The 25,919-nt window shown below is 67.9% G+C and carries 27 protein-coding genes and 1 riboswitch; of the genes, 8 read left to right on the top strand and 19 right to left on the bottom strand.

Annotated features, from left to right (window positions below):
• Positions 1 to 4: 4 nt before the first annotated feature.
• Positions 5 to 1,303, bottom strand: a complete 1,299-nt coding sequence (gene ptsJ / locus IB228_RS10915) for a transcriptional regulator PtsJ (RefSeq protein ID WP_192198451.1) — start codon at positions 1,301 to 1,303, stop codon at positions 5 to 7.
• Between the two features lie 83 nt (positions 1,304 to 1,386).
• Here ptsJ and IB228_RS10910 point away from each other — a divergent pair, with 83 nt between their 5' ends.
• The 7 genes from IB228_RS10910 (at position 1,387) to IB228_RS10880 (ending at position 5,713) form a co-directional block, all read left to right on the top strand.
• Positions 1,387 to 2,205 carry a YggS family pyridoxal phosphate-dependent enzyme gene (locus tag IB228_RS10910; RefSeq protein WP_192198449.1) on the top strand — a complete coding sequence of 273 codons (819 nt, stop codon included), beginning with the start codon at positions 1,387 to 1,389 and terminating at the stop codon, positions 2,203 to 2,205.
• Positions 2,202 to 3,104 carry a pyridoxine/pyridoxal/pyridoxamine kinase gene (gene pdxK, locus IB228_RS10905; protein WP_192198448.1) on the top strand — a complete coding sequence of 301 codons (903 nt, stop codon included), beginning with the start codon at positions 2,202 to 2,204 and terminating at the stop codon, positions 3,102 to 3,104. Before IB228_RS10910 ends, pdxK begins: the two co-directional genes overlap by 4 nt.
• A gap of 7 nt (positions 3,105 to 3,111) precedes the next feature.
• Positions 3,112 to 3,345, top strand: a complete 234-nt coding sequence (locus IB228_RS10900) for a cytoplasmic protein (RefSeq protein WP_192198445.1) — start codon at positions 3,112 to 3,114, stop codon at positions 3,343 to 3,345.
• Positions 3,346 to 3,399: 54 nt separating this feature from the next.
• Positions 3,400 to 4,110, top strand: a complete 711-nt coding sequence (locus tag IB228_RS10895; RefSeq protein ID WP_192198443.1) for a MarR family transcriptional regulator — start codon at positions 3,400 to 3,402, stop codon at positions 4,108 to 4,110.
• A gap of 24 nt (positions 4,111 to 4,134) precedes the next feature.
• Entirely contained in the window at positions 4,135 to 4,371 is a 237-nt protein-coding gene (locus tag IB228_RS10890) for a thioredoxin family protein (RefSeq protein WP_183636212.1), read from the top strand.
• A gap of 74 nt (positions 4,372 to 4,445) precedes the next feature.
• Entirely contained in the window at positions 4,446 to 5,015 is a 570-nt protein-coding gene (locus IB228_RS10885; protein WP_192198441.1) for a redoxin domain-containing protein, read from the top strand.
• Positions 5,012 to 5,713, top strand: coding sequence for a gamma-glutamyl-gamma-aminobutyrate hydrolase family protein (locus tag IB228_RS10880; protein ID WP_192198439.1), 702 nt, complete (start codon positions 5,012 to 5,014; stop codon positions 5,711 to 5,713). The genes IB228_RS10885 and IB228_RS10880 overlap by 4 nt, the downstream gene beginning before the upstream one ends.
• A 42-nt stretch (positions 5,714 to 5,755) precedes the next feature.
• On the opposite strand, the gene IB228_RS10875 is transcribed toward IB228_RS10880, so the two are convergent.
• Together IB228_RS10875 and IB228_RS10870 are read right to left on the bottom strand one after the other, a co-directional pair.
• A complete protein-coding gene (locus IB228_RS10875; RefSeq protein WP_192198437.1) occupies positions 5,756 to 7,204 on the bottom strand; it encodes an amidohydrolase family protein in 1,449 nt (482 codons plus the stop codon).
• A 137-nt stretch (positions 7,205 to 7,341) separates the two neighbouring features.
• Positions 7,342 to 7,959 (bottom strand): ankyrin repeat domain-containing protein, encoded by a 618-nt coding sequence (locus IB228_RS10870; protein WP_343227077.1) that lies wholly within the window; start codon positions 7,957 to 7,959, stop codon positions 7,342 to 7,344.
• 168 nt (positions 7,960 to 8,127) lie between these two features.
• Here IB228_RS10870 and IB228_RS10865 point away from each other — a divergent pair, with 168 nt between their 5' ends.
• A complete protein-coding gene (locus IB228_RS10865; protein WP_192198433.1) occupies positions 8,128 to 9,012 on the top strand; it encodes a LysR substrate-binding domain-containing protein in 885 nt (294 codons plus the stop codon).
• A 21-nt stretch (positions 9,013 to 9,033) separates the two neighbouring features.
• Here IB228_RS10865 and IB228_RS10860 read toward each other — a convergent pair whose 3' ends face one another.
• The 16 genes from IB228_RS10860 to IB228_RS10785 form a co-directional block, all read right to left on the bottom strand.
• Positions 9,034 to 10,554, bottom strand: a complete 1,521-nt coding sequence (locus IB228_RS10860) for a tryptophan halogenase family protein (RefSeq protein WP_192198431.1) — start codon at positions 10,552 to 10,554, stop codon at positions 9,034 to 9,036.
• An 85-nt stretch (positions 10,555 to 10,639) separates the two neighbouring features.
• A complete protein-coding gene (locus IB228_RS10855; protein ID WP_192198430.1) occupies positions 10,640 to 13,726 on the bottom strand; it encodes a TonB-dependent receptor in 3,087 nt (1,028 codons plus the stop codon).
• A gap of 302 nt (positions 13,727 to 14,028) precedes the next feature.
• Positions 14,029 to 14,562, bottom strand: coding sequence for a histidine phosphatase family protein (locus IB228_RS10850; RefSeq protein ID WP_192198770.1), 534 nt, complete (start codon positions 14,560 to 14,562; stop codon positions 14,029 to 14,031).
• A 32-nt stretch (positions 14,563 to 14,594) separates the two neighbouring features.
• Positions 14,595 to 15,128 (bottom strand): bifunctional adenosylcobinamide kinase/adenosylcobinamide-phosphate guanylyltransferase, encoded by a 534-nt coding sequence (gene cobU / locus IB228_RS10845; protein WP_192198428.1) that lies wholly within the window; start codon positions 15,126 to 15,128, stop codon positions 14,595 to 14,597.
• Positions 15,125 to 16,597 (bottom strand): cobyric acid synthase, encoded by a 1,473-nt coding sequence (locus IB228_RS10840; RefSeq protein ID WP_192198426.1) that lies wholly within the window; start codon positions 16,595 to 16,597, stop codon positions 15,125 to 15,127. Before IB228_RS10840 ends, cobU begins: the two co-directional genes overlap by 4 nt.
• The gene (gene cobD / locus IB228_RS10835; protein WP_192198424.1) at positions 16,594 to 17,589 is read right to left on the bottom strand and encodes a threonine-phosphate decarboxylase CobD; all 996 of its coding nucleotides are present in this window, start codon (positions 17,587 to 17,589) and stop codon (positions 16,594 to 16,596) included. The genes IB228_RS10840 and cobD overlap by 4 nt, the downstream gene beginning before the upstream one ends.
• Positions 17,582 to 18,508: an adenosylcobinamide-phosphate synthase CbiB gene (gene cbiB, locus IB228_RS10830; RefSeq protein WP_192198422.1), complete on the bottom strand. Its 927-nt coding sequence runs from the start codon at positions 18,506 to 18,508 to the stop codon at positions 17,582 to 17,584. The genes cobD and cbiB overlap by 8 nt, the downstream gene beginning before the upstream one ends.
• Positions 18,505 to 19,803: a cobyrinate a,c-diamide synthase gene (locus IB228_RS10825; RefSeq protein ID WP_192198421.1), complete on the bottom strand. Its 1,299-nt coding sequence runs from the start codon at positions 19,801 to 19,803 to the stop codon at positions 18,505 to 18,507. Before IB228_RS10825 ends, cbiB begins: the two co-directional genes overlap by 4 nt.
• 3 nt (positions 19,804 to 19,806) lie before the next feature.
• On the bottom strand, positions 19,807 to 20,433 hold the full coding sequence (gene cobO, locus IB228_RS10820; protein ID WP_192198419.1) for a cob(I)yrinic acid a,c-diamide adenosyltransferase: 627 nt from the start codon (positions 20,431 to 20,433) through the stop codon (positions 19,807 to 19,809).
• Positions 20,430 to 20,954 carry a hypothetical protein gene (locus IB228_RS10815; RefSeq protein ID WP_183641002.1) on the bottom strand — a complete coding sequence of 175 codons (525 nt, stop codon included), beginning with the start codon at positions 20,952 to 20,954 and terminating at the stop codon, positions 20,430 to 20,432. Before IB228_RS10815 ends, cobO begins: the two co-directional genes overlap by 4 nt.
• Before the next feature lie 110 nt (positions 20,955 to 21,064).
• The gene (locus IB228_RS10810) at positions 21,065 to 21,637 is read right to left on the bottom strand and encodes a hypothetical protein (protein WP_192198417.1); all 573 of its coding nucleotides are present in this window, start codon (positions 21,635 to 21,637) and stop codon (positions 21,065 to 21,067) included.
• Positions 21,638 to 21,649: 12 nt separating this feature from the next.
• Entirely contained in the window at positions 21,650 to 23,509 is a 1,860-nt protein-coding gene (btuB, locus tag IB228_RS10805; protein ID WP_343227067.1) for a TonB-dependent vitamin B12 receptor, read from the bottom strand.
• Positions 23,510 to 23,620: 111 nt separating this feature from the next.
• Positions 23,621 to 23,856: riboswitch (cobalamin riboswitch) on the bottom strand.
• 62 nt (positions 23,857 to 23,918) lie between these two features.
• Positions 23,919 to 24,545 (bottom strand): OmpH family outer membrane protein, encoded by a 627-nt coding sequence (locus IB228_RS10800; protein WP_192198413.1) that lies wholly within the window; start codon positions 24,543 to 24,545, stop codon positions 23,919 to 23,921.
• A gap of 42 nt (positions 24,546 to 24,587) precedes the next feature.
• The gene (locus IB228_RS10795; protein ID WP_183636174.1) at positions 24,588 to 25,343 is read right to left on the bottom strand and encodes a SapC family protein; all 756 of its coding nucleotides are present in this window, start codon (positions 25,341 to 25,343) and stop codon (positions 24,588 to 24,590) included.
• Positions 25,344 to 25,392: 49 nt separating this feature from the next.
• Positions 25,393 to 25,683 (bottom strand): hypothetical protein, encoded by a 291-nt coding sequence (locus IB228_RS10790; RefSeq protein ID WP_183636172.1) that lies wholly within the window; start codon positions 25,681 to 25,683, stop codon positions 25,393 to 25,395.
• A gap of 110 nt (positions 25,684 to 25,793) precedes the next feature.
• Positions 25,794 to 25,919: a putative porin gene (locus IB228_RS10785; protein WP_225562230.1), complete on the bottom strand. Its 126-nt coding sequence runs from the start codon at positions 25,917 to 25,919 to the stop codon at positions 25,794 to 25,796.

Here is a 25,919-nt window from a genome sequence, read left to right as displayed (position 1 = left end):
GCGATCAGCCGGCGCGCGTAAGCGCACCACGCAGATCGGCGGCGAAGCGCCGGGCCTGCTCCGGCGTCAGCGTCGATATCGTGACGCGCAGGCCGCGCGCCGGAGCGCCGACGCCGAAGGCTTCACCCGCCCGCACCAGCCAGCCGTGGCGGGCGAGATCGCCGGCGATCCGCGCACCGTCCGTGGCCAGCGGCAACCAGAGATTGAGGCCGTCCGCCGCCGGGGTCGCGATGTTCTCGCCGCGCAGCGCTTCGGCCAGCTGTTGCCTGCGGCGCGCATAGTCCTCCCGCGCCCCCTTGATCTGCCGGTTGCGCGAATCCAGCAGGCAGGCCTGCGCGATGTCCTGCAGGATGTGGCTGACCCAACTGGTACCGCCCGCCAGGCGCAGGCGCAGGCGATTCGAGGTCCGCGCATCGGATGCCACGAACGCCAGCCGCAGATCCGGCCCCAGCGCTTTGGACAGCGAACGCACCAGCGCCCAGCGCTGCGCGTTCTTCGGAATCACGTCGTGGTACGGCGCCTGCGCCAGCAGCGCGAAATGGTCATCCACGATCACCAGCACATGCGGATGACGCGCAAGCACCGCGCGCAGCGCCTTCGCGCGACTGGCGCCCAGGCTGCAACCGGTGGGGTTGTGCGCGCGCGGCGTGATGATCACCGCCTGTGCGCCCTGCTCCAGCGCGGCTTCGAGCGCGTCCGCGCGCATGCCCTGGCCATCGATGGGCACGCCGATGGCTTCGAAGCCGGCGGTGCGCAGGGTGTTGATGCTGCTGAGGAAGCACGGATCCTCCACCGCCACCCGATCGCCCGGCGCGAGATAGGCGGCGAGCAGGCGCTCGACCGCGTCGACCGCGCCGTGGGTCAGATCGATGGCTGGACCGGCCGGGCAATCGGGCGACAACCATGCGCGGCCATAGGCCTCCAGCTCGGGATTCATCAACGGTGCGCCATAAAGCCGCGGCGGTCGCCGTTGCGAGGCCAGCGCGGCGGCGGGATCGGGCAGCCAGTCCGGATTCGGATTGCCGCCGGCCAGATCGATCAATGGCGTGGCATGCGGTGTGCCCTCCTGCTCGCCCAGCACCTCGTCGCCGCGGATCACCGTGCCCAGCCTGCCCTGGGTGGCGGCGATACCCGCCGCGACCAGGCGCTTGTAGGCGGCGGCGACGGTGTTGCGGTTGACGTCCAGGTTGAGCGCCAGTTCCCGCACCGGCGGCAGTGAATCGCCCGGTCGCAATTGCCCGCTCCGCACCAGCAGGCGGATGCGCTCGAAGATCTCGGCGGCGGTGTTTCCAGTGATTTTCATATTGTCCTATGACAATATAGAATCTGGCCTGTGTCAACGGCGCCCGTGCCAAACGCGCGCTTCACGCAAAGGAAACCATCCTGGTGAACACCTCCTCCCCCGCTCCCGTTCCGTCCACTTCCACCTCGCATTCGCGGCACGGTCGCTATCCGCGCGCCGAGAGCGTCGAGGACTTCCGCCACAACCTCGCCGCAGTCGATGCACGCATGCGGGCGGCCTGCGCGCGGATCGGTCGCGATCCCGCCAGTGTCCGCCTGCTGCCGGTCAGCAAGACCATCGACGAGCCGCACATCCGTCTCGCCCACGCCGCCGGCTGCCGCCTGCTGGGGGAAAACAAGGTGCAGGAAGCGCATCGCAAGTGGGAGGCGATGGCCGATCTCACGGATCTGCGCTGGTCGGTCATCGGCCACCTGCAGACCAACAAGGCCAAGCTGGTGGCGCGGTTCGCCGCCGAGTTCCAGGCGCTGGACAGCCTGCGCGTGGCCGAGGCACTGGATCGGCGCCTGCAACTGGAAGGACGCGGGCTGGACGTGTTCGTTCAGGTCAACACCTCGGGCGAGGCCAGCAAGTACGGCCTGCCGGAGGAGGAGGTCGCCGCCTTCTTGCGCGAACTGCCCGCCTTCTCCGCCCTGCGGGTACGCGGCCTGATGACCCTGGCGGTGTTCTCCGAGGATGCCGAGCGGGTGCGCCGCTGTTTCGTGCAGCTGCGGGAACTGCGTGATCGCCTGCGCGATCAGGCGCCGGCCGGCATCGAACTGCATGAATTGTCGATGGGCATGTCCGGCGATTACGAGATCGCGATCGAGGAAGGCGCCACCGTCGTGCGGGTCGGCCAGGCCATCTTCGGCGCCCGCGCCCTGCCCGACAGCCACTTCTGGCCCGGCGAAGGCAGCGCGGCATGAGCCTGCGCGACGACGGCGGCGCTGGACTGGCGGAGCGGCTGGCGACGGTGACCCACCAGGTGGACGCCACGTCGTTGCCATTGCGGCTGGACGTGGTGTCCGTGCAGTCACAGGTCGTCTATGGCCGGGTCGGCAACGCCGTCGCCGTACCGGCCTTGGAGGCGCACGGATTGAGCGTGGCTGCGGTGCCCACGGTGCTGCTGAGCAACACGCCGCACTATCCCAGCCTGCATGGCGGCGTCATCCCGCTGCCGTGGTTCGAAGGCTATCTGTCGGACCTGCGCGCGCGCGGCGCGCTGCGGCAACTACGCGCGGTGGTGGTCGGCTACCTCGGCGAGCCCGCGCAGGCCGCGGCGCTGGCGGTTTGGATCGCCCGGCTTCGCGTGGAACTGCCGGAGCTGCAACTGTTTGTCGACCCGGTGATCGGTGATCACGACAGCGGCATCTATGTCGACCCCGGCATGATCGACGCCTACCGGCGCCATCTGCTGCCCCTCGCCGATGGCATCACCCCGAACGGATTCGAACTCGCGCAACTGGTGCCGGATCATGGCCGCGCCCCCCAAAGCGTGTTCGCCGCCGCGCGCCGCCTGTTGACCGGCCGCACCCGCTGGGTGGTCGTCACCAGCGCGGCGCCGGAGGCATGGGAAGCCGGATGCATGTGGGTGGCGGTCGTCACCCGCGACACCACCCGCGTGATCCGGCATCCGCGCCTGTCCGCCGACACCAAGGGCACCGGCGATCTGTTCAGTGCGGAACTCGCCGCGCGCCTGCTGGCGGGAATTCCGTTGGACGACGCGGTCGCGCAGGCATGCGAACGCGTCGTCGCGGCGCTTCGCCACACCCTGCTCCATCGCAGCGGCGAGCTGCTGCTGCCCGCCTCCTCCCTTTCTCCCTGAGATCACCATGTCCAGCTATCGCCTTCTCGTCCAGCAGCAGGACCGCCACCTGGGTCATTTCGATGCCGAGGGCGCCGAAGCGCTGCAGGCGATTCACCGCATCGCCGCGCTGCTGCGCCCCGAAGACGGTTTCCAGTTGGAGTTGCTGGTGGCGCATGACGAGCGCCGCCTGCTGGAATGCGGGCCCGAAGGGCTGCGGGTATTGAGCCGGGAGCCGCTGTTCCACCCGGCCTCGCTGTGAGCGCGCCGACGAACGGTCATTGAACGATATAGTTAGGACTCCTACCATACTGCCATGTCCGATCCTTCCCACCAGCGCGAACAGGCAGCCGCGGGCCTCGAGCAACTCGCCTCGCTGGTGCGCGCGCAGGCCTGGCGCAGTGATGCGGGCGCCGCCCTGCCGCCGACCCAGGCGCAGGTATTGCGGATGCTGGCCGCTGCGCCCGACGGGCTGCGCGCGCGCCAGATCGCCGAGCGCCTGAGCATATCGCCGGCCAGCCTCAGTGATTCGCTCAAGGCGATGGAAGCCAAGGGCTGGATCCGCCGCCGCGCCGACACGGAGGACCGCCGCGCCAGCATCGTCCGCCTGAGCGCGGCCGGACGCACGCAGGCGAACCGGTTGAAGCATCCCGCCCATGGCCTGGCCGCCCTGTTGCAGGGCCTGGAATCCGACGACGTGGGCGCGCTGCTGCGGGTGAGCCAGTTGCTGATCGCACAGGCACAGCAGCAGGGACTGGCCACCGGCCTGCGGACCTGCCTGGGCTGCCGGTTCTTCCGTCCCTTCGCCAGCGACGATGCGGCCAAACCGCATTTCTGCGCCTTCATCGGCGCGCCGTTCGGCGACGCCGAACTGCGGATCGATTGCGGCGAGCAATCGCCCGCCGAAGACGAACTTCTGGCCGCGAACCGCGAACGGTTCCGGCTTCCCCATCCGCCCCAGGCGGAAACGAGTGGGCGGCGATCGACTGCCATCGATCGCCGCCCGGTTCCCCCAACGACCCTGTGAAGAGCAGCAAGAGGAGATGCAAGTATGCGCCAGAAAGCCATTTTCTATCACGCCGGTTGCCCGGTCTGCGTCGATGCCGAGCAGCAGCTCGCCACCGCGCTGGATCCATCGCGGTTCGATGTCGAAATCGTCCATCTGGGCGAACAGAAGTCCCGTCTCGGCGAAGCCGAAGCGGCCGGGGTGAAATCCGTGCCCGCGCTGGTGCTGGGCGGCCTGCCACTGCACGTCAACTTCGGCGCCGCGCTGGCCGATCTGCGCTGAGCCGGAAAAACCGTTCGCCCCCACCGACAGGAGAGCGGCGCCCGCATCGCAACGGTGCGGGCGCCCCAAGCCATATGGACAACACCTACCATCCCCCCGCGCCCGCCTGGCAGGTGGACCGCTGGTTCAACACACCCTCGCCGCCGAGCCTGGAATCCCTGCGCGGCAAGGTGATCGTGCTCGAAGCCTTCCAGATGCTCTGCCCCGGCTGCGTTTCGCACGGCCTGCCGCAGGCGCTGCGCGTCCACACCGGCTTTCCACGCGATCAGGTCGCCGTGATCGGACTGCACACGGTGTTCGAGCATCGCGAGGTGATGACCCACGAGGCATTGCAGGCGTTCCTGCACGAGTACCGCATTCCCTTCCCGGTCGGCGTGGACCGGCCCGCCCCGCGCGGTCCGATTCCGCAGACCATGCGTGCCTACGCCATGCAGGGCACGCCGACCCTCACCCTGATCGATCGCCTCGGCCGGGTCCGCATGCAGCATTTCGGCCAGGTCAGCGACCTGGTGCTGGGCGCGCAGATCGGCGGCCTGCTGGGCGAGCCCAGGACCATCCCGATGGACGATGCGGAGGCTCCCGCCAGCGCCGGCTGTACCGACGAAGGCTGCGCCATCGATGACAACGCGCGGAAAGCCGAATGAAGAACGCGATCGTCATCCAGCACGTGGAATTCGAGGACGCCGGGCACCTGGCGCCGCTGCTGCGAGAACGCGGTTACCGCGTCACCACCTACCGGCCACCGGGCGACGAAGTGTGGTCGATCGATCCGCTGCACGTGGACCTGCTGATCATCCTGGGCGGACCGATGAGCGCCAACGATCATCGTCATGACCCGGCCATCGCCGACGAATTGCGACTGGCATCGCTCATCGCCGAGCGCGGTATTCCCCTCCTCGGCATCTGCCTGGGTGCGCAGATCATCGCGCTGGCGCTGGGCGGCGCGGTCGCACCGATGCCGGCACGCGAGATCGGTCTGGCGCCGATCAGGCTTACCCCGGCGGGCCTGCGGTCGCCGCTGCGCCACCTGCCGGCCGGGCAACCGGTACTCCACTGGCACGGCGAAGCCATCACCCTGCCGCCACAGGCCGAGCGGCTGGCGGAAACCGACGCCTGCGCGGTCCAGGCATTCCGGATCGGAACCCGTATCCTCGGCCTGCAGTTCCATCCGGAAGCGGAACTGCATCGCCTGCGCGAATGGACCGAAGGCCATGCCGGCGAAGTGCGCGACAGCGGCGTGGATGCGGCCGCGATGCTCGAGCTCGCCGGCCAGCACGACGAAACCATGCGCGTGCAGAGCCGGCAGGTGTTCGGCGAATGGCTGGACGGCCTGCCCGCGTGAGCGGGGTGGCCGGGCGCGGGCAGTGCCCGCCCGCCCTGAGGTTCAGGGTGCGCGCTGCGCGTTCCAGGCGGCTACCTGACGCCTGGCTTGGTCCAGCATGCGATCCAAATCGGCGCGTTCGTGGACGGCACCACGCAGCACCACCGCGTGGATCGCGCGCGTCGCACGGATGTCTTCCAGCGGGTTGACGTCGAGCAGCACCAGATCGGCCGCCTTGCCTGCTTCGATCGCACCGTAGCGGTCCAGCCGGCCGAACCAGGCCGGGCCGGCACGGGTGGCGGACGCAAGCGCCTGTGCCGGCGTCAGCCCTTCCTTGACGTACAGCGACAGTTCGTCGTGCAGGCCGATGCCGGGGTAGTTGTACGAATTGAGGAATCCCGCGTCGGTACCGGCCATGATCGTGACGCCGGCTTCCTGCAGCAGCGGCAGCACCGCCGCCAGTTGGCGGTAGTGCGCGTGACGCTCGGCGATCTGCTCCGGCGTCGCCTTGGCCGCGCGTTCCACCCGCCACGCGTAGGTCGCCCGCAGGCCCGGGCCGATGTAGGCCAGGTAGTCGTCATCCAGGTGATCGTCGACATCCAGGAAATCGATGATCCGGCCGCCGTTGAGGGTGGGCGTGACGAATACGTCCTTGGCGGCCAGATTGCGGTAGGCGGCCAACGCCGTCTGGCGATCGAATCCCTCCCGCAGGCGCCGGTTGGCCTCGGCGCGATCGATGCGGCCAGCGGCGAAATCGGCCGCAATCGCGGCCTCGCCCTTCACTCCTGCCTTGTACGCATAGTCGATGTGCTCCAGCGAACGGATGCCCGCATCCACCGCCTGCGCGACGGTCAATGCCATCGGAATGTGGCCGGACGTGCGCAAGCCGGCTTCGCGTGCGCGGGAGAGCGCGTACAGGAACAGCGGCGGCGTCAGGGTGCTGTCGGTGATCTTGACGAAATCGACCCGATCGCGCCGCAGCCGTTCCAGCGCCGCATCCACGCCGGCCTCGTCGCCGACTTCCAGGGTGCCCTTCCAGACCGGCCGGATGCCCTCGATCTTGGCCCCGGAGGTGAACAGCTGCGGCCCCGCCAGTTTCCCGCTGCGGATCGCCTCGCGCCATTCCAGCACCTGCACCGGCAGATCCCCGGAAGCATCGCGGATGCTGGTGATGCCGTGGGCGACGTACAGCGGCAGCAGCGCCTTGTTCTCCTCGATCAGTGCCGGACCGCCGCCGAAATGCACATGCATGTCCCACAGGCCCGGAATCAGGAACCGCCCGCGGCCTTCGATGCTGCGTCCGGCCTGCCAACGGGCAGCGATCTCCGCGTCCGGTCCTACCGCGACGATGTCCTCCCCGCGCAGCACCACCGCCTGCCCGGGCAGCACGCGCGCACCGGCAACGTCGATGACGGCGGCGTGGCGGATGATGACGTCGGCGCGCTCGGCGGCGATGGCCGGCGTCGAGAATGCCAGCGCCAGCAGGAGTGCGGAAAGCAGTGACTTGAGCATGGGGTGTCCAGGTTCGCGGTGACTGCGCGCCGTTGCCGGGCGCGCGTGAATCGAAAGGATTGGCTGCGCACCAGGAGATGCGCGCAGCCAACCGATGCCGGGAGGAAAACGACAGGCCGGACCACCCGGCCGGCCTGCTATCCGCGCGCGCCGGCCCGCACGAGAAGATCGACGATGCCGTGCTGCTGGCGACGACGCGCGTGCTGCAGCGGTGTGACGCCTTCACCGTCGGCAAGATTCACGTCGGCATCCGCCGCGATCAACGCCTCCACGATGCGCACGTGCCGCGGGCCGCCCTGGCCGAGGATGATCGCCTCCAGCAGCGCGGTCCAGCCGAGCCGGTTGACGTGGTCAACATCCACGCCGGCCTCGATCAAGGTCTTCACCGTCTCCACGTGACCGCGTTCGGCGGCCGGAATCAGCGCAGTTCCACCGTAGCGGTTGGTGCTGAGCAGATCCGCGCCGTGGGCCAGGGTCAACCGCAGGATTTCCAGATGGCCGCGTGCGCCGGCATAGAGGTAGGGGCTGTCCTGGATGGCGTCCTTGGCATTGACGTCGGCGCCGGCCTGGATCAGCACCCGCGCGGCTTCGATCTGGTTCGCGTGGGTGGCAAGCAACAACGCGGTGCGTCCCTCGCCATCGCGGGCATCCACCGCGGCGCCTTGCCGGATCAGGGTATCGACACCGCGCGCATCGCCGGCACTGGCGGCCTTCCACAAACGGTTTTCCAACTCTCCTCCCTTCACGCTGGCCATCGCCGCCAACAGCAGCAACGTGGCGGTCAGGACGACCGCACCCAGGCGGAACAACGATGGCATCGGCAACTCCCGGCGAAATCCGCGGCATGGCTTGCCGGGCACGCTTGCCCGGACCTGCGACCGATGCTAGAACGCGCATGCTCCATCGGGAAATTAAATATTCGAATGGCCGGAATCCAGAAAACGAATAGGCCGCTGATCGAGCTGGATCTGCTGCGGGCGCTGCTGATGGTGGCCGACTGCGGCAGCTTCACCACCGCCGCCACCCACCTGCATTCCACCCAGTCGACCATCAGCCAGAAAGTGCGCCGGCTGGAGGAGCTGACCGGCCACCGCCTGCTGACCCGCGGCACCCGCGACGTCCAGCCCACCGAGGCCGGACACGTGCTGCTCGGCCACGCCCGGCACATGCTCAACGTCAACGACCAGTTGTTCGACAGTCTCGCCGGCGCCACCGTGGCGGTGACCATCCGGCTGGGGGTGCCGGACGATTTCGCCGGCACCCGCGCCACCCGCATGCTGGCCGCGTTCAACCGCCGCCATCCGCAGGTGAAGCTGGAAGTCACCACCGGACTGAGCCGCGATCTCACCCAGGCCTATGACCGGGGCGAGCTCGATCTGGCCCTGGTCAAGCAACGCCGCAATACCCGCGAGGCGGTCCGGTGCTGGCCCGAGCCCTTGCACTGGATCGACAGTCCGCAGCGTCCCTGCCTTCGACAGGATCCGGTGCCGCTGGTGACCTTCCCCATGCGTGGCCTGTACCGGGAAGAGATGATCGGCGCCATCGAAGCCGGCGGCCGGCGCTGGCGCATCGCCTTTTCCAGTTCATCGCTGGCCAGCATCCAGGACGCGGTCGCCGACGGCATGGGCATCAGCCTGCTGCCGCGTCGCGCCATCACCCGCCAGCATCGTGTACTCGATCGGCGCCACGGCCTGCCGCCGGTGGAAAGCTACGAAGTCGCCCTGTTCCACCGGCCCAGCGCGGACGCACTGGTACAGGTGCTGGCGACCGAACTGGGGCGGCTGGTGGAAGCGCGGCCACGCGGCTAGGCAGCGGTCCGGCCCGCCGGCTCAGTTCATCTGCGCCTTGCAGTAACGGTCGATGTAGTCCTGGTGGGACGGCATCGTGTCCACGCACGTCGCCAGTGTCCGGCGCACCCGTTCGACGAATCCCGCCAGTTCCTCCTCGGGCATCTCGTCCACGATCGGGTGGTAGCCGCGCGGCACGACACGCTGGCCCAGCATCACCTGCACCCAGCTCGGCAACGCGAAGAAATCCTCGCCGTTGCGGAAGTAGCGCCCGTCCAGGCGGAACAGATCGACCGTTTCGCGCAGGCTGTCCGGGATCGGCATCGTCCGGCAGTAATCCCAGAACGGGCTGTCGTCGCGCTCGGTGGCGTTGTAGTGGAGGATCAGGAAATCGCGGATCCGCTCGTACTCGAAAATCGAGTCCCGGTTGAAGCGTTCGATCAGCAAGGGATCGAACGTGCGATCCGGGAACAGCCCCAGCAAGCGCTGCAGGCCCGACTGGACCAGGTGGATGCTGGTGGATTCAAGCGGCTCCATGAAGCCGCCGGCCAGACCCAGCGCGACCACGTTGCGGTTCCAGAACCGCCTGCGCCGGCCGGTGGTGAAGCGTAGTGGCCGCGGTTCGATCAACGGGCGGCCATCGAGATTCGCCAGCAGGGTCGCGGCGGCCTCGTCGTCGCCCAGGTGCTCGCTTGAATAGACATAGCCGTTGCCGACGCGATGCTGCAAGGGGATGCGCCACTGCCAACCCGCCGCCCGCGCGGTGGCCCGCGTGTACGGCGTCAGCGGCGCGCTGCCTTCGCAGGTCACCGCCATCGCCCGGTTGCAGGGAAGCCAGTGCGACCAGTCCTCGTAGCCGGTCTTCAACACCTGTTCGATCAGCAGGCCGCGAAACCCGGAGCAATCGATGAACAAATCGCCTTCGATGCGTTCGCCGCTTTCCATCACGACCGCCTCGATGAAGCCATCCTCGGCGCGCTGGACCGCGTCCAGCACCTTGCCCTCGATGCGTGTCACGCCCCTGCGCTCGGACAGGTTGCGCAGGTAACGTGCATACAGCCCGGCGTCGAAGTGATAGCCGTAGGCGATGTCCTCCAGTGGAGAACCGGCCGGAGCGCCTTCCGGACTGTTGGTGAACCGGCACAGGGGTGCGGCCACGGTCGGCAACGAATAGGCGCCGATCGCCGGCGCGCGGCCGGCCAGGAACAGTTTGAGCCAGAACTGGTGGAATGGCAGCGGTCCCAGCGCACGCCCCAGCGTGCCGAACCCGTGCACATAGCTGTCGCCGATGCGTGCCCAGTCGTTGAACTGGATCCCCAGCTTGAAGGTGCCCTGGGTATGGGTGACGAAATCGGCCTCCTTGATGCCAAGCACATGCGCGTTGAAGATGCGCATGTGCGGGACACTGGCCTCGCCCACTCCGATGATGCCGATCTCCTCGGACTCGATCAGGCGGATGTCCGCGCCCTTGCCGATGAACGTGGCCAGGGTCGCCGCCGCCATCCAGCCGGAACTGCCACCGCCGACCACGACCACGCGCCGGATGCGGTTGTCTGTGTTCATTCCTGCACTCCCCTCCCCGGGAACGCGCCTGTCGCCAACATGGAAAATCCCCCTCACCCGAGGGTGAGGGGGCGGACAACTCGACTCAGAACTTGTAGGTCAGGCCCAGGTACAGGATGCGCCCGGAGTAGTTGTTGGAGTACGTGCGGGCTTCGGTGTCGTTGCCCAGATACTGCCGTTGCTCAGACTTGGTCGCATTCAGCACCGAACCGGTGAGGGTCAGGTAGTCGGTGATGTTGTACGCGGCGTTCAGATCCAGCTGATCGTAAGGCTCGCTGTAGACCGTGAGACCATTGTCCAGGTTGCCGATCACCTCGCCGCGACGATTGTAGGAAGCACGGGCCAGGAACCGGTCGTTCTCGTAGAACACCGTCAGGTTCGCCTGGTTCTTGGCGCTGCCCGCCAGCGGCGATTCGCCGATGTTCTCGCCGTCGAGAACAATGGAAGCCAGGTTGGTGTCGTTGTACGTGTAGTTGGCCTGGAAGCCGAATCCCGAATCGAAGGTGTGCTGGGCATACAGCTCCACGCCCTGCGACACCGCGTCGCGGCCGTTGGCATCGGTGCTGTATCCCTGGATGGTCACCGTCTCCCCACCCACCACGAGTTGCTGGTCGCGGACGACCTCGACGGTGAAGTTCTTGACGTTCTTCCGGAACAGTCCTGCGCCCAGCACCGAACCCGGCTTGTAGTACCACTCCAGCCCGACATCGAACTGGGTGGCCTCGAACGGCTGCAGATCCTTGTTGCTGCCCGAGCCGTACCAGCCGGGGTTGGTGGTGCCGCCGGCGACACGCCGGTCGTTGCTGTATTCCTCGCTGTAGAACTGCAGCCCGCCCGGATAGGCAATGCTGGTGTAGCCCGCACGGGAAATGACCTTGGAGGCCGCGGCGCGCAGCACCAGGTTGTCGGTCAGGTCATAGGCGATGTTGAAGCTCGGCAGCACGTCGGTGTAGGTCTTGTCCAGCGAGGCCAGTTCGTAGGTCTTCTCGCGCACGTCGCGGCGCACGAAGCCCGACTCGCAGACGGTTCCCGCGGGCGGTTCGCCGGCGGGACACGCCAGCGGGTTGCCATCCGGGCCATCCACGAAGTAGTCCATGAACCGTTCCACCGAGTCCGTGGATTCGGCGCTCTGCTTGGTGCGCACCACGCGCACGCCGATGTTGCCGCGCAGGCGCTCGGTGCGGAAATTGGCCTGGAAGTAGCCCGAATAGATCTTCTCGCCGACGTTGTAGACGAAGTCGGGTTCGCGACGGTTCTGCATGCCGCCATAGCGGCTGTTGAGATAGTTGATGTAGGCCGGGAAGTTGATGCCGGGGAAGACATTGGCGTTGAAGCCGCCGGCGATGTTGCCGATGGGTTTGGAGTAGAAGAAGCCTGGCTGGGCGATGCCCTTTTCCGGATCGGCGCAGCCGCTGCTCTGGTAGCGGGCGTCATAGTCGTCGGGCGAGGCGCCCTGGCAGACCCAGTAGGTATTGCCGGTGTTGCGGTGCACCTTGCCGTCCCGGTACTTCGCGCCGAACTGGATCGAATCCAGCCAGCCGTCCTCGAACAGCTTGGTGAAGTCGGCCTGGAAGTAGTTCTGCTCGAGTTCGGTTTCCATCCAGGACGAATCGGTCGAGCCGGTGTCGATTTCCGCCACGCCCGCCATCAGCATCTCCTGCAGATTCGGCGAGAAGGTCGCCGTCGGCGTCCCGCTCAGATCCCAGGCGCTGTAGGTATTGCCGGCCTGCCACACGCCGTCGACCTGGCGACGCGGTTTGGCCGACATGCGGAAGTTCATCGACGGGCCGCCTTCGGACCAGGTCCGGCCGCCCTTGAACGATGCCTTCCACAGCGGGCCGATATCCCATTCGATCGCCAGATCCGCGGTCTGCGACAGCGCCTTTTCGCGGCTGTAGCCGCCGGTCAGCTGCGGAGTCGGGATGGTGCAGTCATCCGGTCCCCAACCGCCGCGTTCCAGGCCGGCTGCCACTGCTTCGTCCTCGCTGCAGTAATAGACCTTGCCTGGCAGCTTTTCGTACTCGGCGCCGGTCACGATGGTGCCGCTGCGATCGAAGGTCAGCCCATTGAGCAGGCGGCCGCCGGGCCAGTTGCCGTCGCCCGAATAGCGGGCCAGGTTCCATTCCGGGATCTTCAGCATGTTCAGGGTGTAATCGCCCTGGAGTTCGAAGCGGAAATAGTTGGCGGTCAGGGTCAGGTTGTCGGTTGGCTTGAACTGGAAGGTCAGCTGCGCGCCCTCGCGCTCGCGCTCTTCCTCGCGCACGGCGAAGTTGACCGAGGTCGGCAGGAAGAAGTTGGAGTAGTAGTCGCCCGTCTGGTTGTAAAAACCCGACTGTCCCCACCAGTATCCAATGCCGTCCTGGGTGAATGGCCTCCCGTTGACATCGGTCGCGGGCGAACCTTCGTAGTCATCTCCGTACCACTGGTAGTCCTCGGTGCTGACCTCCATGCTGCGGTTTGTGCGCTTCTGCTTGGTCACGCCCACCAGCACGCCGAACCGGTCATCGTCGCTGTGCCAGGAATACATGGCCGACAGCTGCGGGTCGGTGGTCTTGCTGGTGTCCGAATAGGTTCCTTCGACGGTGGCGAAGCCCGAATTGCTCTCCAGATCCAGCGGGCGCCGGGTATGCAGGATCACCGTGCCGCCGATGCCGCCTTCGTCGATGCGCGCCTCCGGGGTCTTGAACAGTTCCGCGCTGGACAGCATGTTGGCCGGCAGCAGCGTGTAGTTGAACGAGCGCGACGCTTCGTCGTTGGTTTCCGACGAGGCGACGTAGTTGCCGTTCAACTGGGTCAGGGTGAGGTCCGAGGACAGGCCGCGCACGCTGACGGTTTTTCCCTCGCCGCCGTCGCGGGTGATGATCACGCCGGGCACGCGCTGCAGCGCGTCGGCCACGTTCTTGTCGGGGAATTTGCTGACGTCTTCGGCGGTGATGACTTCGACGACCGCGTTCGCGTTGCGCTTCTGTTCCAGGCTCTGCTCGATCGAGTAGCGGAAACCGGTGACGGTCACCTTGTCGAGGTCGGTGGCGCTGGCGGGCGCGTCGGCCTGCTCCTGGGCTGGCGCCTGCTGGGCGAATGCACTGCCCGGCAGCGCCGCGGTTGCGGTCAGGGCGATGGCGATCGCCGTGGATAGTGAATTCCTGATGCGCTTGCGTGGAACCTTGTTCATTTCAATCACCCTCTCCTGGATTGAATAACGGTTGCTGACGCGGAATTTTTATATCGATCTAAATTTCTGTAGCGATTTACCTCGTTGCAAATGCGCGCACTCACTCCGTCGCCGGAATGCCATATGCACTTCGATTACCCGCCGTTGTTCCCCAACAGTGACCGCTTCCTTATTTGGATCGATTCAAGCGGGTAGGCGCGAGATTAGTACCACAGGGTTTTGCCTGGCGCATGCTGCCTTGCAGCAAGCCTGGGCCCGCTCCCCGCCCTGCCTGCCATCGCCGCCAGCCGGACGATGGCGTTTCATCGCCCGGCTGGCGGCCAGGCCAACGGATGCAGCGAGGCGTGATCCACGGGGATGCCCGCCATCTCGCCGAAATCGCGGCCCTCCACCAGACACCGCAACAGGCGAATCGCCGCACCGTGGGTCAGGACAAGGACGCGCCGTCCGTGTGATTCGGCGGCAATTTCGTCCAGCGCGGCGGACAGGCGTTCACGGAACGCTGCGAAGGGCTCCGCGCCCGGCGGGGGGAAACGCACCGGATCCGACCAATACGCGTGCAGCGCGTCGGGAGAGGTCGTTTGCAGTGTTTCGATCGGCACACCCTGCCATTCGCCGAAGTGGTACTCGGCCAGTCGCGCATCCAGCCGCAGCGGCAACCCGCGCCGGGCCGCCAACTCGGTCGCGAACGCCGCGCAGCGCCGCAGCGTGGAAGCCACGATCACATCCCAGTCCCGGCCGGCGACCGCCGCGCGCAGTTGCGCCCAGCCCATCGGCGAAAGCGCGTCATCGAGCTGTCCGCGATAACTGATGCGACCGGTGTCGCCATGCCGCATCAACTCGACACCGGGCGCGTCCGCGCCAGGGCTCACGGCAGGCTTCCCTTGAGCGCCAGCGGCAGACCCGCGGCGACGAACACCACCCGTCCGCAACGCTCCGCCAGCGCCTGGTGCAATCGCCCGGCCTCGTCCACGAACCGGCGGCTCAGTTCGCCCATCGGCACCACGCCGGATCCGACTTCATTGCTGACCATCAGGATCTCGCCCGGCAAGCCGGGCAGCGTGTCCAGCAGCGCTTTCCGCTCGCGTTCGAAACCCGTGCCTTCCGCGTCGATCAGCAGGTTGCTCAACCACAGGGTGAGGCAGTCCACCAGCAGGCAGCGATCCGCTGCCGCATGCCGGGCCAGGGTCGCGGCGAGTTCGATGGGCGTTTCCACGCAGGCCCAGTCGGTCGGACGCCGGGCGCGATGGTGGGCGATGCGCGCGGCCATTTCATCATCGCCGCTGCGCGCGGTGGCGATGTAGGTGACCGCATGCCCGGAGGCCCGCGCCCAGCGTTCGGCCAGCGCGCTCTTGCCGGATCGCGCGCCCCCCAGAATCAGGGTGTGTCGTGGAGGGTTCATGCATTCTCCTGTCCCAGCAGCCGGTGCAACGCGGCGGTGTCCAGGTGCGCTTCCACCGCGTCGGCCAGACGATCGATGGCGCGCTCGCGCAGTGCCTGCATGTCCACGGGGGCGGCCCGCTCCAGACCCGCCCATCGCAACAGCGCGGCCAGCGCCGGTGGCGAATCGAACAGGCCATGCAGGTAAGTGCCGAGGATCTGGTCGTCGTCCGAACGCGCGCCATCGGCGCGTCCCTGCTCCAGCGTGATCGGCGCGGACGCCAGGGCGACACCGCGACTGACGCCGCAATGGATCTCGTATCCACTGACAGGCGCCGCGTCGTCCGCCAGGGCGAGCATGCCGCGCACGTTCCGCAGTTGCTTGCCGGCTTCCAGGGTCGTCTCGATATCCAGCCAGCCCAGCCCCGCGCTGGAACCGGGCGCGCCCTCGATGCCCTCGGGATCGTGGATGCGCCGGCCCAGCATCTGGAAGCCGCCGCAGATGCCGATCACCTTGCCGCCGTAGCGCAGGTGCCGGGCCAGTGCCACCTCCCATCCCTGTTCGCGCAGCCAGGCAAGATCGGCGCGGGTGGACTTGCTGCCCGGCAGGACGATCAGGTCGCAGTGCGGCGGCGATTGCCCCGGGCCGACGAACCGGCAATCCACCTGCGGATGCGCACGCAGCGCGTCCAGATCGGTGTGGTTGCTGATGCGCGGCAATGCCGGTACCGCCACCCGCAGGCGGGCTTCGGGCTTGTCGGCGACGGCGACGGGCAGCGCATCCTCCGCTTCCAGATGCAGGCCCTGCAGGTAAGGCAGCACGCCGAGCACCGGCTTGCCGGTTTCGCGCTCCAGCCAGGCCAATCCCGGTTCGAGCAGGGAAATGTCGCCGCGGAAACGGTTGATGACGAAACCCTTCACCCGCCGCCGTTCGCTTTCCGAAAGCAATGCAAGGGTGCCGACCAGATGCGCGAACACGCCGCCGCGATCGATGTCGGCCACCAGGATCACCGGGCAATCGACGGCTTCCGCATACCCCATGTTGGCGATGTCGTTGGCGCGCAGGTTGATTTCCGCCGGGCTGCCGGCGCCCTCCACCACCACCGCGTCATAGCCGGCGCACAGCCGCGCGTGCGAAGCGAGCACCGCTTCCAGCGCCACCCGTTTGTAGTCGTGATATGCGCTGGCTCCCAGGCGCGCGACCGCGCGTCCGTGGACGATGACTTGCGCACCGGTGTCGCTGTCGGGCTTGAGCAGCACGGGGTTGAAATCCGTATGCGGCGCCAGCCCGCACGCCTGCGCCTGTACCGCCTGCGCGCGCCCGATTTCGCCACCGTCCGCCGTGACCGCCGAGTTGAGTGCCATGTTCTGCGGCTTGAACGGCGCCACCCGCACGCCCTGGCGTTGCAGCCAGCGGCACAGCGCGGTGACCAGCGTGCTCTTGCCGGCATCGGACGTGCAGCCCTGCACCATCAGCACGCGCGCGTTCATGCGATGGCTTCCGCGTGGATGCCGGCGAGTGCGTCGCGCAGGCGCAGGAATCCCGCCTCATCCGCCGGCAGGCCGAAGCGCAGGCTGGCCGGCGTGTCGAACAACCGGGTCAGGATGCCGCGCCGCGCCAGCGCCTTGTGCAATGCGCGCGCATCGGCGTGACGGCACCACTGGAACAGCGCGCAACCGCCGGCCGGTTCGAGCCCGGCCGCACGCAGGATTCCGGAAAGCCGCTCGCCGGCGGCCCGCAAGCGTGGACGCGCCGACGCCTGCCAGGCCTTGTCGGCCAGCGCCAGCCGCAGCGCATGGCGGCTGGGACCGCTCAACGTCCAGGGTCCCAGCCGTTCGCGCAATGCGTCCAGCAGCAGGGGCGATGCGCAGACGAATCCCGCCCGCGCGCCGGCCATGCCGAAGAACTTGCCGACCGAGCGCAGCACGATCAGGCCTTCCCGCGCGGTCTCGGCGCACAGGCTGGCGTCCGGCTCGACATCGATGAAGGCTTCGTCGACCACCAGCCAGCCGCCACGCGCGGCCAGGCGCGCGTGCAGTTCGAGCAACTGCGCGGAACCGAAGCGCTCGCCGCCGGGATTGTTGGGATGAATCAGTACCACCACGTCGAAGCGATGCGCCTGCGCCAGCAGTTCCCCGGCAGGCAGGGTCGCCACCTCGTGCCAGGCGCGCCGCCATGCATGCGCGTGTTCGGCGTAACCGGGGGCGATGACGCCCACCCGCGAGGGAACCCGCAACTGCGGCAAGGCCTGGATCGCCGCCTGCGACCCGGCGACCGGCAGCAGATCCGGCGCACCGTAGTAGGCACGCGCGGTTTCGATCAGGCCATCGTCGTCCTCCGGCAGTCGGTGCCAGACCGATGCCGGCAATTCCGGCACCGGCCACGGAAACGGGCTGACGCCGGTGGACAGGTCCAGCCAGTCCGACGCCGGGATTCCGTATTGCCGCGCGGCGCGCAGCAGGCGTCCGCCATGTTCAAGCATGCAGCATCTCCCGTCCGAGTCCGATGATCAGCGCGATCGCCAACCACAGCACCACGCCGCGGTTCACCAATCGTCGCGCCGCCGCGATGCCGGCCCGGTCCGCCGCCCTACCCTCGCCCAGCGGCGGACGTTGCTGCCAGACACCGTGATATGGCGCCGGTCCGCCCAACCGGACTCCCAGCGCGCCCGCACCCGCCGCCATCACCGGCCCGGCGTTGGGACTCTTCCATTGCCCCGCCTGCGCACGCCAGCAACGCAGCGCGCCGGTGGTCCGGCCCAGCAAGGCATAGCTCAACGCGGTCAGCCGCGCGGGCAGCAGATTCAGCAGGTCGTCCAGCCGCGCGGCGGCCCAGCCGAAGCGCAAATGGCGCGGGGTTCGATAACCCCACATCGCGTCGAGCGTGTTCGCCAGCCGATACAGCACTACGCCGGGCGCGCCGAGCACGGCAAACCAGAACAACGCACCGAACACCGCGTCGCTGCCGTTCTCCAGCACCGATTCGGTGGCCGCCGCGGCCACCTGCGAGGCATCGAGTCCGCCGGTGTCACGGCTGACCATGCGTCCGACCGCCTGGCGCGCGGCGTCCAGCTCGGCGGCCGCCAATGCATCCTCCACCGCACGCGCGTGCTCGCCCAGACTGCGCCGGCCGATGGCCAGGTACAGCATGACCGCCGCAAACGCGGTCGCGAGCCACGGGAATTCCTGTCGCAGCCAGACGTCCACGCCTGCGACCACGGCCACCGGCGGAAGCACCGCCACACTCCACGCGAGCGCTCCCGCGCCGCGCGCATCACGATGCAGGCGACGTTCGAGCCAGTCCGCCCAGCGGCCGAATCCCACCAGCGGATGCCAACGGCGGGGTTCGCCCAGCAAAGTGTCCAGGCCGACGCCGGCCAGCATCGCCAGCACCGGCGTCATGGCAGGAACAACCGCAGCGCGGCCTGCGGATTCGACGGGAAATAGAAGTGGACGAAACTGGCGGTGAGGCGGCGATCCCGATGGACGGTTTCCCGGCTGGGACCACCATTCGGGTTGCTGGCGACGGCGAGCGGAACGGAGGCCAACTCCGCGCGGGCATAGTGGAACGTGTGTCCGCGCAGCACGCCTTCGGGCAGTTCGACCGATTGCAGGCCCAGCGCGGCCAGTCGCGGCTGCATGGCCGCTTCGCCCGCCATGAGTCCGGCCATCGCGGCACGCTCGCCGTCCTTGCCGGTCAGTGCCTCCAGGACGAACAGCATGCCGCCGCATTCGGCCAGCATCGGCTTGCCGTCATCGCGATGCGCACGCAGCGCTGCGTGCAATTCATGCTGTTGCGAAAGCACCGCCAGATGCAGCTCCGGATAACCACCGGGCAGCCAGACCGCGTCGCACTCGGGCAAGGACTCGCCCGCCAGCGGCGAGAAGAAACGCAGGTCCGCGCCCGCCGCGCGCAGCAGATCCAGATTGGCCGGATACAGGAAGCAGAACGCCGCGTCGCGGGCGATCGCGATGCGCAGGCCACGCAGCAACGGCGGCACGGGTTCGACGTCCATCGGCGCGAACGCCACCGGCGGCGGCAAGGTCGTGGCCGCATGAACACCCCAGGCATCGGCCAGCGCATCCAGCCGCGCGTCGATGTCGCCGAGTTCACCGGCCGACACCAGACCGAGGTGACGCTCCGGCAACGCCAGTTGCGCATCGCGCGGCAACGCGCCCAGCCAGTGCAGATCCGCCGGCAGGCTGCCGCGCAGCAGATCGGCGTGATGGGCGCTGCCGATGCGATTGGCGGCCACGCCATGCACGGCCAGACCTTCGCGATAGCGCGCCAACCCCGTCGCCAACGCGCCGAAGGTCTGCGCCATCGCCGATCCGTCGATGACCGCCAGCACCGGCACGCCCAGCGCCTGCGCCAGATCCGCGCTGGAGGGCGATCCGTCGAACAGGCCCATGACGCCTTCGATCAGGATCAGGTCGGATTCGCCCGCCGCCGCATGCAGGCGCGCACGCACGTCGGCCTCGCCGGTCATCCATAGATCCAGTTGGTAGGCCGGCGCGCCGCTGGCGCGTTCCAGCACCATCGGATCCAGGAAGTCCGGACCGGTCTTGAACACCCGCACGCGACGGCCCTGGCGACGGTGCCAGCGGGCCAGCGCGGCGGTCACGCTGGTCTTGCCCTGCCCCGAAGCGGGCGCGGAGACCAGCAATGCCGGACAGCGGAAGGTTTCGGAATCCATGGTCTACAGTTCAATACCGTGCTGGGCCTTGATACCCGCCTTGAACGCATGCTTGATCAGGCGCATCTCGGTGACCGTGTCGGCCGCGTCAATCAGTGCCTGCGGCGCGCCGCGTCCGGTGACGACCACGTGCTGGCGCGGCGGTCGCGCGGCCAGCGCGGCGAGCACCTGGTCCAGCGGGACGTAATCCTTGTTCAGGGCGATGTTGAGTTCGTCGAGCAGGACAAAATCATAGGCCGGATCCGACAGCATCCGCGCGGCCTCTTGCCAGGCCACGCCGGCCGCGGCGATGTCGCGCTCGCGATCCTGGGTTTCCCAGGTGAAGCCCTCGCCCATCACACGATAATCGACGTCCTCGTCGAAGCGACGGAAGAACGCCTCCTCTCCGGTGGAAAAGCTGCCTTTGATGAATTGCACGACCCCGCAATGGAAGCCGTGTCCCAGGCTGCGCGCCAGCATGCCGAAACCGGAGGAACTCTTGCCCTTGCCATTGCCGGTGTTCACCACCAGCACGCCGCGGTCGATGGTGGCGCGGGCGACCCGGCGATCGACCAGTTCCTTCTTGCGCTGGGCGCGTTCGCGATAGTGCTCCTCCTCGCTGAGCCCGCGGCGTTCCGAACCGCGGCTCATGCCGGGCTGCCCTGGCGGGAGGCGGCGCGTGCGGCCAGCCCGCGCAGGCATGCGCGAACCAGGAAAGCGACGCCCACGTAACCGGCCAGCGTGCCCAGGGCGCGCGGATAGTAGTGCGGAATGCGAGCGAGAAAGCCGTCCAGGGTCGGCTCCGGATAGCGCCCGGAGAAGAAATAGAAACCGCCCTTGGACAACAGGTAGGCCACGCTCGCCGTCACCGCCAGCGTCAATGCCAGGCGGGGTACCGTGCCCGCGTGGTCCCGGTGCAGCCCGCGATAGGCATGGCCGCCCAGCCATAGCGCCGCGTAGGCGAACGCCAATGCCCAGTAGGCCGGCGACAGGCACCAGTCGGTGATGGTGCCGTTGGCGAGGCTGCCGAAGTCCAGCAGCGACGACAGCACGAAGAAGGCCGGCAGCGTCCACATCGGCCGCAGCAGCGCGCCGGCCAGGAAGAACACCGCCCACGATGCGCTGGGCAGCGCATCCACGCTGGCGAAGTGCTGGCCGCGGGTGGCGATCATCAGCAGCGCCAGGGCGATGCCGGTGAGGAGCTGCGCACGCGTGGACGTCAGCGGCAGCGCGGGTTCGGATGTGACGGACAGGTGCTTTGCGGACATCGCGGTTCTCCTGATCAGGTGCCGAGGGAGGCGGGACGACGACGGGTAGCCAGCAACAGGCCATGCACCAGCAATGCGCTGGCCACGTAGGTCAGCGTGGTCCGCACGAACAGCGGTCCCCACTGCCAGATCCGCGCCAGGTACTGCGACCATTCCGGATTCGGGTAGCGCCCGCCCAGCCAGTAGAACGCGCCGTTGGAAATCAGGAACGACAGCGAGGCGCAGGCCAGCGCCACCAGCAGCGCGCCGCACAGCCCGCGCCAGTCTTGCGCCATCCTCGGCGCGTAGGCGCGGCCGCCGTACCAGAGCACCGCGTAGGCCGGCAGCAGGAGGGCGTAGGCAGGTGTCACGCAGAAATCACTGACGCCGGCCAGTTCCACCGCCGCCCAGTCGATGCCCACCGCCAGCCCCAGCAAGCCCAGGAACGGCAGGTGTCCGCGCAGGTACAGGCCGCCCAGGAAGAAGATCGCCATCGACGCGTCCGGCAGATGCAGGACATCGCCGAAGTGATGGTAACGGGTGGCGATCATCAGCACCGCGAAGGTGGCGAGCAGACCGAGATGGAAAGGCCGTGACAGTGGTTTCATCTTGTGCTCCGGTCAGTGGGTGACGGGCTGGTAGCGGACAGTCAACAACCAGGTCCGTCCCGGCTGGTTGTAGAGCGCGGCGGTTTCGTAGCGCTTGTCGAACACGTTGGAGGCCGCCAGTTGCAATTGCCACGCCGGCGTCAGCGTGTAGCCCATGCGCAGGTCGACCAGCCCGTACCCGCCCAGGCGGGTGGTGTTGGCGAGGTTGTCGTAGCGTTCGCCCACGCCGATCGCGCTGGCGCCTACGCTGAACGCGCCGAAGCGGCGATCGGCATCGATGCGGGCGCTGCTTCGCGCTCGTCGCGGCAGCAGGTTGTCGCGGTTGGGATTGTCGCCATCGTTGCGCGGATCCAGCCGGGTCAGGCTGGCGCGCAGATCCCAGTCCGCCAGCCGTACCGCGCCTTCGGCCTCGATGCCGCGGATGCGCGCGCGATCAATGTTGTTGGGGCCGCCGGAGTCTCCCAGCGAGGCATCGAACGCGATCATGTCGTCGATGCGCGTCTCGTAGGCATGCAGCGCCCAACGCGCACGCCCGTGATCGCCTCGCAGGCTCAGCTCGACGCTGCGCGAGGTTTCCGGACCCAGTTCCGGATTGCCGTAGCCCGGGAAGTAGAGTTCGTTGAAGGTGGGCGCCTTGAAGCCGGTTCCGTAGCTGGCACCCAGGCGCAGCTGTTCGGTGAAGTCCCAACCCCATTGCAGGCTGCCCGTGGTCTCGCCGCCGAACTGGCTGTCGTCGTCGCGGCGCGCACTGGCCTGCAGCGACTGCCGGCCGAATTCCTGCTGCCATTGGCCGAACACGCCGCGATTGATCCGGCGATCGCGCGCGTAGCGGGTATTGCTGTCCACCTCGTCGCCGGACCAGTCGTAGCCCAGGGTCAACAAGCCCGCGCCGACCCCCAGGTCGGCCTGCAGCGAACCCAGCTTGCGGCGGGTGTCGAAGTGGGAGGAATACACGCCATCGAGGAAGTTCTCGCTCAGATCCGCGCTGGCGCCGGCGCTGGCAGTGATGCGCAGCCGATCATTGGCCGCGTAGCGCACGCGCCCGCCAACCACCTGCTGGACCGTATCGGCCTCGTTGTTGAGGCTGCCGTCGTATTCGTTGCGGCCTTCGGCGCGGAACAACCGCAGTTCCGCGTCCCAATGCTCGTCGAAGCGATAGCCGCCCTGCACGGTCAGCGAGGCGTTGCGGTAGCCATCGCGATCCGGATCGAAGTTGCGCCGGCCGCGATAGGCGTTGATGCCGTCGGTGTCCTGGTGCGCGGCCTGGATTGCATACCAGCCGCCCCGCTCGGCATCGCCGCTGCGCCCGCCGATGCCGGCGGAGGCGCGTCGGGTCCTTTCGCTGCCGATGCTGGCGCTGAAGTTGGGCTGGAACGGCCCCTGCGGCCGGCGGGTGAAGATCTGGATCACGCCGCCCAGCGCCTCGGATCCGTACAGGCTGGAGAATGGCCCGCGCACGATTTCGATGCGCTCGATCTGCTCGACGGGAATGTCCTGCAGCGATGCGCCGCCACTGGTGGCCGACCCCAGCTTGATGCCGTCGACCAACACCAGCACGTGATCGGATTCGGTGCCGCGCAGGAACAGCGACGTGGACTTGCCCGGACCGCCGTTGTTGGCCAGCGACAGGCCCGCGCGGCCAGTCAGCAGATCCGGCAGCGAGGCCGGCTGCAGGCGCTCGATCTCCTCGCGATCGATCACGGTGACCGCGGCCAGGGTCTGGTCCTGGGTCCGCGCGGTGCGCGTCGCGGTGACGATCACGCCATCCAGATCGGTGGCCGGCGCTCCGGCGAAGGCCGGGGTGGTGAAGCAAAGGGAAGGCAACAACGAAACCGCCAGGATCTGGCGGTGGAACGACGACTGCGGATGCACTGACACACTCCTTGACCGCGCCTGCCCGCGCGGAAGCGATGGAAAAGGACAGGCGGAAAGAGAGTGCTATGGCGACCGGAAACGAGCTGGCCTCCATGACATCGCCCACCGCATGTCACGCCGCTCAAAGGCCGGTCTCCGGGCTCGCGAGTGAAGCCGGGAAAGATCCGTGCTTCCGGTCCGCGCCTTCCCATGCATCAAGCACAGTGGCTGTTGCGGTACCTTGTCTCGCCTACCGTTGCGGGGGCAGCTCCGGAATTGCCGATCGTGCGAACACGATCCGGCGCACCGGATTCCCGTTTCAACCACCGGCCAGGCCGGCGGTCACCTCAGGCGGCGCGAGTATAGCAGTTGATGGCAGTGTGGCCCCGGCGCCGTGGCGTGCGCCGGAGCGGCCGCGCGTCGCGGCTCAGCGCTTGCCCGGTGCGGGCGTCGCGGCGGGCGTGGCGGACTCGCGTTGCAGCGTGACCGGGATCGACTTGACCCGCGCATCCAGCGCCTTGACCACGTCGGCGGTCAGATCGTGGCTCATGTTGCCGGCCAGCACCATGCCGCGATCCAGCAGCACGCCGCAGCCGTGGCGCTGGTAGGCCTCGGCGATGAGCGGCTGGGCGGCGGTGGAGATCCGTTCCAGCACCGACGCGCGGGTCGCCTCGATCTCGCGCGAGCGCTGGCTGGCGCGCTGCTGCACGGCCTGCGCTTCCTGCACCGCCTTGCTCTGCTCGGGGGTGAACTTGTCAGCGGAAATGTTGCCGCGCACGCCCACGCGGATCAGTTCCGCCTCAGCGCGGCTCTTGTCGCGTTCGATCTCGGCCTGGGCGTCGGTCACCAGTTTCTGCAACTGCACGCCCGCGTCCTTGCCGGCGGCCGCGTTGGAGAACACCGCTTCGCGGCTGAGGTAGCAGACACCGGCGACGACCGGGCCTTCGAGCGAGCCGGTCGCGCCGCCAGCCGCCTGCGCGCAGACGCCATTGGCCGCAGTGAGCGTCACGGCGAGAGTGAGGAAACGGAGTGTGTTGGAGGAATTCTTGCACATGGGAATGTTATCGTCGTCCGGTTGACGGAAGTGGGGTTTCAATCAGGGGGCCAGCAGGTCGTTGAAGCGGCCCAGCGACGCCAGGTGGAAGTGCACCAGCGCCAGCCAGCCCTTGCGATGCCAGTCGACGATCACCGCGTCCGGCAGCGCGGCGAATTTTTCGCCATCGACCACCTGGAAGCCATCGACGCTGCTGCGGCGCCCATCCGCGAAGGCGATGTTGGCGCTGCGTTCGATCAGCAGCCCCTGCTCGGCCAGCGCGGCGGCGAAGGTACGTGTGGCCTGGTCCTCGCGGGTGAAGGTGTCGCAGAACTGCAGCGCCTGCCTGGTCAGCTCGCTCGGCTCGCCGTTCTCGAACAGCGGATTGCCCTCCTCGCCCGACGGGATCACCGCGTCGGAGCCGGCATCGATGGCCAGCACGTAGCCTTCCGGATCCCGGGTCTGCACGAACACGAACGGATAGCGGCGCACGTAGGCCGGCACGTACGCGCCGTCGCTCCAGGTGTCGCCGTTGACGAAGCGGTTGCGTCCGGCTTCCACGCCCAGCACCGCCAGCGGGGTGTTGTCCGGGCCGGCGAACACCAGCGGATAGTTGCGCGCGGCGGCGGCGAACTCGCCGATCACCACCGGTACGGAATTGCTGGCGGCGGCGAAGCCGACGCCGGTCGGGCGCACCCGCCACTGGGCGTGTTCGACCGAGGACAGTACGCGCGGCTCGCGATAGAACAGCGGCCAGGCATTGGCTTCGGCGGCGCCGTTGGATGCGACGGTGGCGGATTCGGGGTTCTGCGTGGTCATGGGATCTTCCATTCGTTTCTGTGATCGGGTTCGGAGGTGGATGCCTGCTTCAGCCGGGCGGCTCGAACCGGCCGCGCATGGCGTACAGGATCTGCTTGCCCTCGACGAAGGACTCGATGCATTCGCCGATGTCCTCCGGTGTCTGCCCAGATTGCCGCAAAACCATTTCAACCATATGCCGGCAGATGTCCGAATCGTGCTGCGCCCCCCAGACCTTGATCGGCAGGTAAAAACCCAGCGGCACCTTGCCGCGGGTGAGCAGGACGGGACCGTCCGCCACCAGTACGACCTCGGCGAACTTTTCGGTGAATTTTCTCAGCGAGATGAAGCCTTCTTTCACTTTTTCACTTCTTGGTTCGGGGGAGACGATCCATGCCCTCCCCATCAAGGCGGATGCCTGTGCGGATGCCGGCCGCTTCCGTGCTGCGGAAGCGGCCCCGGCGGGCGGCGTCAGAACCCGGCATTGACCTCCAGCTGGAAGACGTCGATGGACAGCGGGGCGCCGCTGACTTCCTTGGCGGCCATCCAGCGGCCGGTCAGCCAGACCTTGCGGTCGAAGGCGTAGGAGGCGCCCAG

The organism is Pseudoxanthomonas sp. PXM04, assembly GCF_014851695.1.
Taxonomy (GTDB): domain Bacteria; phylum Pseudomonadota; class Gammaproteobacteria; order Xanthomonadales; family Xanthomonadaceae; genus Pseudoxanthomonas_A; species Pseudoxanthomonas_A beigongshangi.
Note: the sequence above shows the minus strand (reverse complement) of the source record. Positions and strands in the feature narration are given on the sequence as shown.

Bases quoted from the DNA above. Each gene is read 5' to 3' on its own strand.
- ptsJ (WP_192198451.1), bottom strand. From the start codon at position 1,303: ATGAAAATCACTGGAAACACCGCCGCCGAGATCTTCGAGCGCATCCGC.
- pdxK (WP_192198448.1), top strand. From the start codon at position 2,202: ATGAGCCTGCGCGACGACGGCGGCGCTGGACTGGCGGAGCGGCTGGCG.
- IB228_RS10900 (WP_192198445.1), top strand. From the start codon at position 3,112: ATGTCCAGCTATCGCCTTCTCGTCCAGCAGCAGGACCGCCACCTGGGT.
- IB228_RS10895 (WP_192198443.1), top strand. From the start codon at position 3,400: ATGTCCGATCCTTCCCACCAGCGCGAACAGGCAGCCGCGGGCCTCGAG.
- IB228_RS10890 (WP_183636212.1), top strand. From the start codon at position 4,135: ATGCGCCAGAAAGCCATTTTCTATCACGCCGGTTGCCCGGTCTGCGTC.
- IB228_RS10885 (WP_192198441.1), top strand. From the start codon at position 4,446: ATGGACAACACCTACCATCCCCCCGCGCCCGCCTGGCAGGTGGACCGC.
- IB228_RS10880 (WP_192198439.1), top strand. From the start codon at position 5,012: ATGAAGAACGCGATCGTCATCCAGCACGTGGAATTCGAGGACGCCGGG.
- IB228_RS10875 (WP_192198437.1), bottom strand. From the start codon at position 7,204: ATGCTCAAGTCACTGCTTTCCGCACTCCTGCTGGCGCTGGCATTCTCG.
- IB228_RS10870 (WP_343227077.1), bottom strand. From the start codon at position 7,959: ATGGCCAGCGTGAAGGGAGGAGAGTTGGAAAACCGTTTGTGGAAGGCC.
- IB228_RS10865 (WP_192198433.1), top strand. From the start codon at position 8,128: ATGGCCGGAATCCAGAAAACGAATAGGCCGCTGATCGAGCTGGATCTG.
- IB228_RS10860 (WP_192198431.1), bottom strand. From the start codon at position 10,554: ATGAACACAGACAACCGCATCCGGCGCGTGGTCGTGGTCGGCGGTGGC.
- IB228_RS10855 (WP_192198430.1), bottom strand. From the start codon at position 13,726: ATGAACAAGGTTCCACGCAAGCGCATCAGGAATTCACTATCCACGGCG.
- IB228_RS10850 (WP_192198770.1), bottom strand. From the start codon at position 14,562: ATGCGGCATGGCGACACCGGTCGCATCAGTTATCGCGGACAGCTCGAT.
- cobU (WP_192198428.1), bottom strand. From the start codon at position 15,128: ATGAACCCTCCACGACACACCCTGATTCTGGGGGGCGCGCGATCCGGC.
- IB228_RS10840 (WP_192198426.1), bottom strand. From the start codon at position 16,597: ATGAACGCGCGCGTGCTGATGGTGCAGGGCTGCACGTCCGATGCCGGC.
- cobD (WP_192198424.1), bottom strand. From the start codon at position 17,589: ATGCTTGAACATGGCGGACGCCTGCTGCGCGCCGCGCGGCAATACGGA.
- cbiB (WP_192198422.1), bottom strand. From the start codon at position 18,508: ATGACGCCGGTGCTGGCGATGCTGGCCGGCGTCGGCCTGGACACTTTG.
- IB228_RS10825 (WP_192198421.1), bottom strand. From the start codon at position 19,803: ATGGATTCCGAAACCTTCCGCTGTCCGGCATTGCTGGTCTCCGCGCCC.
- cobO (WP_192198419.1), bottom strand. From the start codon at position 20,433: ATGAGCCGCGGTTCGGAACGCCGCGGGCTCAGCGAGGAGGAGCACTAT.
- IB228_RS10815 (WP_183641002.1), bottom strand. From the start codon at position 20,954: ATGATCGCCACCCGCGGCCAGCACTTCGCCAGCGTGGATGCGCTGCCC.
- IB228_RS10810 (WP_192198417.1), bottom strand. From the start codon at position 21,637: ATGAAACCACTGTCACGGCCTTTCCATCTCGGTCTGCTCGCCACCTTC.
- IB228_RS10800 (WP_192198413.1), bottom strand. From the start codon at position 24,545: ATGTGCAAGAATTCCTCCAACACACTCCGTTTCCTCACTCTCGCCGTG.
- IB228_RS10795 (WP_183636174.1), bottom strand. From the start codon at position 25,343: ATGACCACGCAGAACCCCGAATCCGCCACCGTCGCATCCAACGGCGCC.